This is a genomic window from uncultured Fretibacterium sp., assembly GCF_938040765.1.
GTDB lineage: Bacteria > Synergistota > Synergistia > Synergistales > Aminobacteriaceae > CAJPSE01.
This window is the reverse complement of the sequence record NZ_CALIAA010000213.1, coordinates 1-6,070: the sequence shown is the minus strand read 5'-3', so window position 1 is coordinate 6,070 and position 6,070 is coordinate 1. Positions and strand designations below refer to the sequence as shown.

Sequence of the window (6,070 nt, the reverse complement as noted above, 5' to 3'; positions counted from 1 at the left end):
AGAAGGACATCCCCTCCTTCCGGGCATTCCTGCCCTCGAGCCTCGCCTACAGCCTGCTGGCCTTCGCGCTGGGGCTCCTGTTCGTCCTGATCTATCTCCTGGTATGAATGACATCGGGGAGGACGGCCTTTCGGCCCTCCTCCCCTTTTTCAGTTATCCTATTCAGCGGATTTGTCCCCCGCCTACTTGAAAACGATCTCTCCGTCGTCCTTGCCCGATTTTCCACCATCCGAAGGCTCGGGGGACCCTTTTTCGTCCGACAACCCGGCATCCGATGGAGCCGCGTCATTGTCATTGTCCCGCTTCTTGGGGGCCGGCGCCGGAGAAGCGTCGTAGTCCGCATCGTGCGCGTTCTTCGTGCGGTCGATGAAGGCCTTGGGCGGTCGCACCTCGAGGTACGTGCTGGAGTTGTTGATCGTGTACCACAGGCCGTCGAACTCCTTCACCCACACGGGCCTGGGGGAGTCGGCGCCGGAACTCTGAAGGAAGAATCGAAGGTACCCCTGCTCCCGAAGCTTGTTGACCACGACGAGATTGAAGTTGTCCGGCGACATCCGATAGTCGTTCTCTGGAGAGGTCCCTGCCGCAAAGCTGCGAAAGATGTGCTGCATCTCAGGGTCCCGCAGGCGCTCCACGAACGTCACCAGGTTGTTCGATTGTTCGATTGGCCTGTCGTAGTGCAGGGCGTAGCGCACCATCTTCGAACCCTCGGCCCGCGTCGCCTCGTCGATGTAGCAGAACACGGCCTCGAAATACAGCTTCAGCGCGCCCTCCGGCGTCCTGCCCTCCTGCTGGTAGCGGGCCTTGAACTCCTGATAGTTCCGCGGGAGCGCGGCCCGGGCCTCCCGTCCGACGACGACGAGCAGAGCCGACAGCGCCAGCACGGCGGAAAGTTTTTTCAAACGCATGCCGTTCACCTCCCCAACATAATCGGTGCTCTACTTGGACCAGTACACATTTTCCACTTTGATGACAAGTTCGAGAGATCTGAAGCTGCTCTCCTTCAGGGACTTGAAGACATGCCCGTAATAGCCGTCCTTGCACCGGTATATGGGGCGCCCTTTCAAGTTGAAGAGGTAATTCTGCTGCTCGTCCCACTCCTTGATGTTCAGGTCCTCCCCGTTCAGGGAGTAGAAGGGTTTTTCGCAGATGAAACATTTCCACTCCGTCAAAGTCGCGTTCACGGAGCCGCCGTCCTTCATGGCGACGAACCGCTGCAGGTTCTTGGAGACGAACTCCATCGTGGCCTCCCCCTCGCGTTTTTTGTCGAAGATGTGCGACTTGATTCCCCCCTTGCACTCCTCCAGACGCTTACCCGCCTCGCCCAGCTTCGACAGCCTGTTGAGCTGGACATCCTGTACCATAAGTTTCTCATCGTCCAGCTTATCCCCTTTGAAGCTGTAATAGATTTTGTCGCACACCCGACACTGGTACTCCACGATCTGCACCTTCGTCACCGCAAAGGCCGTCCCCACGGGGAACAGCACGCAGAACAGCAGAACCGCCAGGAAGGAGAACCCTATCGACCGTTTCATCTGCAAAAACCTCCCTTTTCGTTTTTTGACGTCACGCCGCCTTGCCCTTACGCCCCTTCACAAACAGGAGCCCCAGCAGGACGACAACCCCTCCGAGGAGAGACGCCGCCAGAACGGGCCGGAATCGGATCCATGCAACGGCAATGACCAGGAGCGACCACGCCAGCCCCAGCAGGAAGGCCACAAACCCCGTCCCCGCCCCGACGATGCTTCCCAGGATCGGGATCACGTCTGCGATGACGGAGAGCGGACGGAAGATCGCCCCCAAGCCGACGATGACGACGATCGTTCCCACGACGCGCAGGATCCAGGCCGTGGTCGCATTGTCGCTCTCGGCGCCGGCGAACATCTTCTCCATGCCGACCGTACCCATGTTCAGTCGGCTGAAGGTGTAGCCGTTGGAGGCCGTGAACTTCTCGAAGGTGTTCCCGGCCACCTGCGCGATGATGGACACGTCGGCCGGAGGCGTCTGAGTGAAGGTCACGCGGACATCGCCGATCTGCGGCGAGCCGGGTTTCTCTCCAAGGTAGAGGACGTTGCCCTGCGCGTGGACGTAACGGTCCTGAGGCTGAACCGCGCTCGCCCCGGCATCCCGGACCGCGGCGTCCAGGGATGCCAAGTCGGAGGAGCCCACCGCCGGAAGCACAAGGTTCCCCACCGGGCCGGCCTCCACCAAGAGCCCCTCGAAGATCGCCTTCTTCCTCTCCTCGTCCAATACGATATTCAGCGGAACGGCCCCGCCGATGGAGCGCTTCAGGAAGTCCGGCAGCGTATAGGCCCCGAAGGAAACATTAGACGCGTAGAGCGTCTCGTCCTCGTACTTGGCCAGGACCTTGTTGCGCCCCTGATACTCCGGGTCGCGGAACTCCCCCGAGTCGATCGGTTCGCCGACCCATTCCTGGGTGTAGGTGTAGGTGGTGACGGTCTCCTCACCGCCGCCCAGCTTCTTGCGCTTCTCCTGCCTGGAGTGCTCCTCCCACTGATAGTACTCCACCTTCCGGCTGATGTTGATGGCCGTGGCGGACGCGCCGAAGATGGGGTCCGTGAGCACGTCCCGGGTTTCGGCCCGGCCCGTCGCATAGATCACCTTTCCCGCCAGGGCGGGATCGACCCTGGAGATGTCGTCCACCTCGACCGCGACGCTGCGGGCCTCGTTGATCGCCCCGCCCGTCTTGACGGTCCGGCCCTCGTTCCAATACAGAAGGCACGTCCCCGCCACGACCAGGACAATGCCCGCCACTATCCCCTTGAACGCACCGCCCAGACGGCTTCCCCAACTTGTCTGCGTAGTCTCCGTGTAAGCCATTGTCCGCTTCCTCCTCAAAATAAAGTCAAGCAATCAGCCTCTCTCAAGACCGCCGGGATGGCCCGAAGAAATCTATACGATGATAATGATAGCGTTCGCCGTTTTATGCAACCCCCCCGGGGGTGGATATCCGGGGTGGTTTTTGCCATTCCCCTTGCCTTCCTTTCCGGTGTGCCGCCGCACGCACCGCTTTACAATCCGCCCCCCTTCCCGTATAGTTCAGGAGGCAGCACGAAAGGTATTACCTTTCAGGAAAGAGGGCAATAGGATACAGGATGTCCGGAAAACGTGGGAAAAAATTTCAATCCACCCTTCAATCGCGGCTTCTGCACGAGATGCGGGAGGGGGCCTTCCGCGGCGCGAAGTACCTGCCCAGCGAAAACGACCTGGCCAAACGCATGGACGTCAGCCGCACGCAGCTCCGGGACGCCCTGGCCCGGCTCGAACGCGAGGGGTTCATCAGCCGCCGGCACGGCGTGGGGACGATGATCAACCGGCACGTCCTGGCTCTGGCGGTCCGCATGGACCTGGAGGTCGAGTTCCTCGAGATGGTGGAGCGGTCGGGCTATCGCCCGGATGTCGTCCTCCTTTCAACGGAGCGCCTGCCTGCCGGGGCCGGAGCGGCGGAGCGGCTGGGGCTGGAGGCGGAGGAACCGGTGCTGCGGAACGTGCGGTTGGTGACGGCGGACGGGCGGCCTGCGATCTACTGCGAGGACTACATCCCCTTCCGGATGGTCCGGGCCCCTCTGCCGGACCCTAAGGAGATGGAGCTCCCGATCTTCCATTTTCTCGAGGATCACTGCGGAGCGGAGCCCTGCATGGACCTGACGGAGATCAGGGCCGTGCCCGCGGACGGACGCATCGCGGAGGCGCTGGGGCTTGCGCCCGGGACCCCGCTGCTCTATATGGACGAGGTGGACTACGACGTCGCGGGCCGTCCGATCCTTTACGCCCGGCAGTTCTACGCCGACGGCATCATCCGCCAAACGCTGATGAGCAAAAAAATATAAGTCTTTAAGGAGAGGACCATGAAAAAAGTTGCCGTGATTCTGGGGAGCGACAGCGACCTTCCCGTGGCGGAGCGCGCGTTCGGCGTGCTCCGATCCCTCCGTATCCCCTTCGCCGCGCACGTCATGTCGGCACACCGCACGCCCGACGCCGTGGCGTCGTTCGCGAGGGGCGCAAGGGGCGAGGGGTTTGGGGCGATCATCGCCCTGGCGGGCAAGGCTGCGCACCTGGCGGGCGTCGTCGCCGCGCACACGCGCCTTCCCGTCATCGGGGTCCCGGTCCGGTCCCCCGACCTGGGGGGGCTGGATGCCCTGCTCTCGACCGTCCAGATGCCGTCGGGCGTACCGGTCGCCGCTGTGGCGATCGACGGGGCCGCCAACGCCGCATGGCTCGCGGCCCGGATCCTCGCCGTGGAGGATGGAGCGTTGGCCGCCATGCTGGAGGAGCGCGCCGAGGCCATGGAGCGGGAGGTCGCCCAGAAGGACGCCGCCCTGCGCAAACGGCTGGAGACCGAACCATGACCGCCGGGCGCGAGGACTACGCCCGGTCCGGCGTGGACGTGGAGGCGGGCTACGAGGCGGTGCGCCTGATGGCCGCGTCGGTCGCGCGCACCCGGACCTCGGGCGTCCTGTCGGAGCTCGGCGGGTTCGGCGGCGCGTTCGCGCTCCCGGCCGGCCTGCGCGAGCCGGTGCTGGTCAGCGGAACGGACGGGGTCGGGACCAAGCTGAAACTGGCCTTTCTGACGGGCCGGCACGACACCGTCGGCATCGACTGCGTGGCCATGTGCGTCAACGACATCCTGTGCAGCGGCGCGCGGCCCCTGTTCTTCCTGGACTACATCGCCGTGGGCAAGAACGTCCCGGAGCGGGTGGCGGCCGTCGTCTCGGGCGTGGCCGAGGGCTGCGTCCAGGCCGGCTGCGCGCTGATCGGAGGCGAGACGGCGGAGATGCCGGGCTTCTACGCCCCGGACGAATACGACCTGGCGGGCTTCGCCGTGGGGGTGGCCGAGCGCTCCGAGATGCTGGACCGCAGCCGAGTCCGGGCGGGCGACGTCCTGATCGCCCTGCCCTCGTCGGGCCTGCACTCCAACGGGTTCTCGCTCGTCCGCAAGGTCTTCGATGTCGAGCGGCGCGACCTGAACGCGGCCGTGCCCGAGCTCGGAACCTCGCTGGGCAACGCGCTGCTGACCCCCACGCGCATCTACGCGCGTCCCGTAGCCGCCCTGCTGCGGGAGGTGCCGGTCCGGTCCCTGGCCCACATCACGGGCGGCGGGTTCCACGAGAACATCCCGCGCAGCCTGCCCGACGGTCTGACGGCACGCATCGACCGCAAGGCCCTGCGCGTCCCCCCGATCTTCAGCCTGCTGCAGCGCGAGGGCGGGCTGGACGAGGATGCGATGTTCCGGATCTTCAACATGGGCGTGGGGATGACCGCGGTCGTCGGCCCGGAGGACGCGGACGCGGCCGTGCGGGTGCTGCGCGAGAACGGGGTGGAGGCATACCCGATCGGCACGGTCGTCCCGGGCACGGAGGGCGTCGTGCTGTGCTGAGCGCGCGGATTGCCGTGCTGGTCTCGGGCGGGGGGACCAATCTCCAGGCGCTCCTGGACGCCCGAACCGAGGGCCGCCTGCGGAGCGGCAGCATCGTCCTGGTCCTCTCCAGCCGCGGCGACGCCCGAGCCCTGGGCCGGGCCCACGCCCACGGCGTGCGGGCCGAGGCCGTCGAGCGACGCGCCTTCCCCGACGCGGCGTCGTTCGAGCGGCGCCTGCTGGAGCTGCTCGACGAGGAGCGCATCGACGTCGTGGTCCTGGCAGGGTTCCTGCAGATCCTGAGCGGCGCCTTCGTCGCCCGCTACGCGGGACGGATCGTGAACGTCCACCCCTCGCTGATCCCGTCCTTCTGCGGGCGCGGGCTCTACGGCCTGAAGGTCCATAAAGCGGCGCTGGACGCAGGGGTCCGGATCACCGGCGCGACGGTGCACCTCGTGGACGAGACGCCCGACGGCGGCCCCATCCTGATGCAGAAGGCCGTGGAGGTGCTGCCGGACGACACGCCGGAGACGCTCCAGCGCCGCGTGATGGAACAGGCCGAATGGCGCCTGCTGCCCGAGGCGGTCGAAAGGCTCTGCAGAGACCTTGGGGCTCCGCCCCAAACCCCGCCAAGGGAGCAAGCCCCCTTGGAACCCCTTATATCCTTCCCAGGGGGGGGCGTTGCCCCCCCCT

General features: G+C 65.4%; 7 protein-coding genes. 4 read left to right on the top strand and 3 right to left on the bottom strand.

The window, feature by feature from the left end; genetic code table 11:
* Positions 1 to 182: 182 nt before the first annotated feature.
* The 3 genes from Q0176_RS07325 to Q0176_RS07315 are packed head-to-tail and all read right to left on the bottom strand — an operon-like array spanning position 183 to position 2,841.
* A complete protein-coding gene (locus tag Q0176_RS07325; RefSeq protein ID WP_299300865.1) occupies positions 183 to 908 on the bottom strand; it encodes a hypothetical protein in 726 nt (241 codons plus the stop codon).
* 30 nt (positions 909 to 938) lie between these two features.
* On the bottom strand, positions 939 to 1,535 hold the full coding sequence (locus tag Q0176_RS07320; RefSeq protein ID WP_299300862.1) for a hypothetical protein: 597 nt from the start codon (positions 1,533 to 1,535) through the stop codon (positions 939 to 941).
* Between the two features lie 31 nt (positions 1,536 to 1,566).
* On the bottom strand, positions 1,567 to 2,841 hold the full coding sequence (locus Q0176_RS07315; protein ID WP_299300860.1) for a TMEM43 family protein: 1,275 nt from the start codon (positions 2,839 to 2,841) through the stop codon (positions 1,567 to 1,569).
* A gap of 275 nt (positions 2,842 to 3,116) precedes the next feature.
* On the opposite strand from Q0176_RS07315, the gene Q0176_RS07310 reads away from it, so the two are divergent.
* The 4 genes from Q0176_RS07310 to purN all read left to right on the top strand — a co-directional run.
* Positions 3,117 to 3,851, top strand: coding sequence for a GntR family transcriptional regulator (locus Q0176_RS07310; RefSeq protein WP_299300857.1), 735 nt, complete (start codon positions 3,117 to 3,119; stop codon positions 3,849 to 3,851).
* A gap of 18 nt (positions 3,852 to 3,869) precedes the next feature.
* Positions 3,870 to 4,370: a 5-(carboxyamino)imidazole ribonucleotide mutase gene (gene purE / locus Q0176_RS07305; protein WP_299300854.1), complete on the top strand. Its 501-nt coding sequence runs from the start codon at positions 3,870 to 3,872 to the stop codon at positions 4,368 to 4,370.
* Positions 4,367 to 5,398: a phosphoribosylformylglycinamidine cyclo-ligase gene (gene purM, locus Q0176_RS07300; protein WP_299300851.1), complete on the top strand. Its 1,032-nt coding sequence runs from the start codon at positions 4,367 to 4,369 to the stop codon at positions 5,396 to 5,398. Before purE ends, purM begins: the two co-directional genes overlap by 4 nt.
* Positions 5,392 to 6,070 (top strand): phosphoribosylglycinamide formyltransferase (purN, locus tag Q0176_RS07295; RefSeq protein WP_299300848.1); only part of this gene is annotated, 679 nt, incomplete at its 3' end. The genes purM and purN, both read left to right, overlap by 7 nt.

Coding starts and splice junctions, on each gene's coding strand:
- purE (WP_299300854.1), top strand. CDS start 3,870: ATGAAAAAAGTTGCCGTGATTCTGGGGAGCGACAGCGACCTTCCCGTG.
- Q0176_RS07325 (WP_299300865.1), bottom strand. CDS start 908: ATGCGTTTGAAAAAACTTTCCGCCGTGCTGGCGCTGTCGGCTCTGCTC.
- purM (WP_299300851.1), top strand. CDS start 4,367: ATGACCGCCGGGCGCGAGGACTACGCCCGGTCCGGCGTGGACGTGGAG.
- Q0176_RS07320 (WP_299300862.1), bottom strand. CDS start 1,535: ATGAAACGGTCGATAGGGTTCTCCTTCCTGGCGGTTCTGCTGTTCTGC.
- Q0176_RS07310 (WP_299300857.1), top strand. CDS start 3,117: ATGTCCGGAAAACGTGGGAAAAAATTTCAATCCACCCTTCAATCGCGG.
- Q0176_RS07315 (WP_299300860.1), bottom strand. CDS start 2,841: ATGGCTTACACGGAGACTACGCAGACAAGTTGGGGAAGCCGTCTGGGC.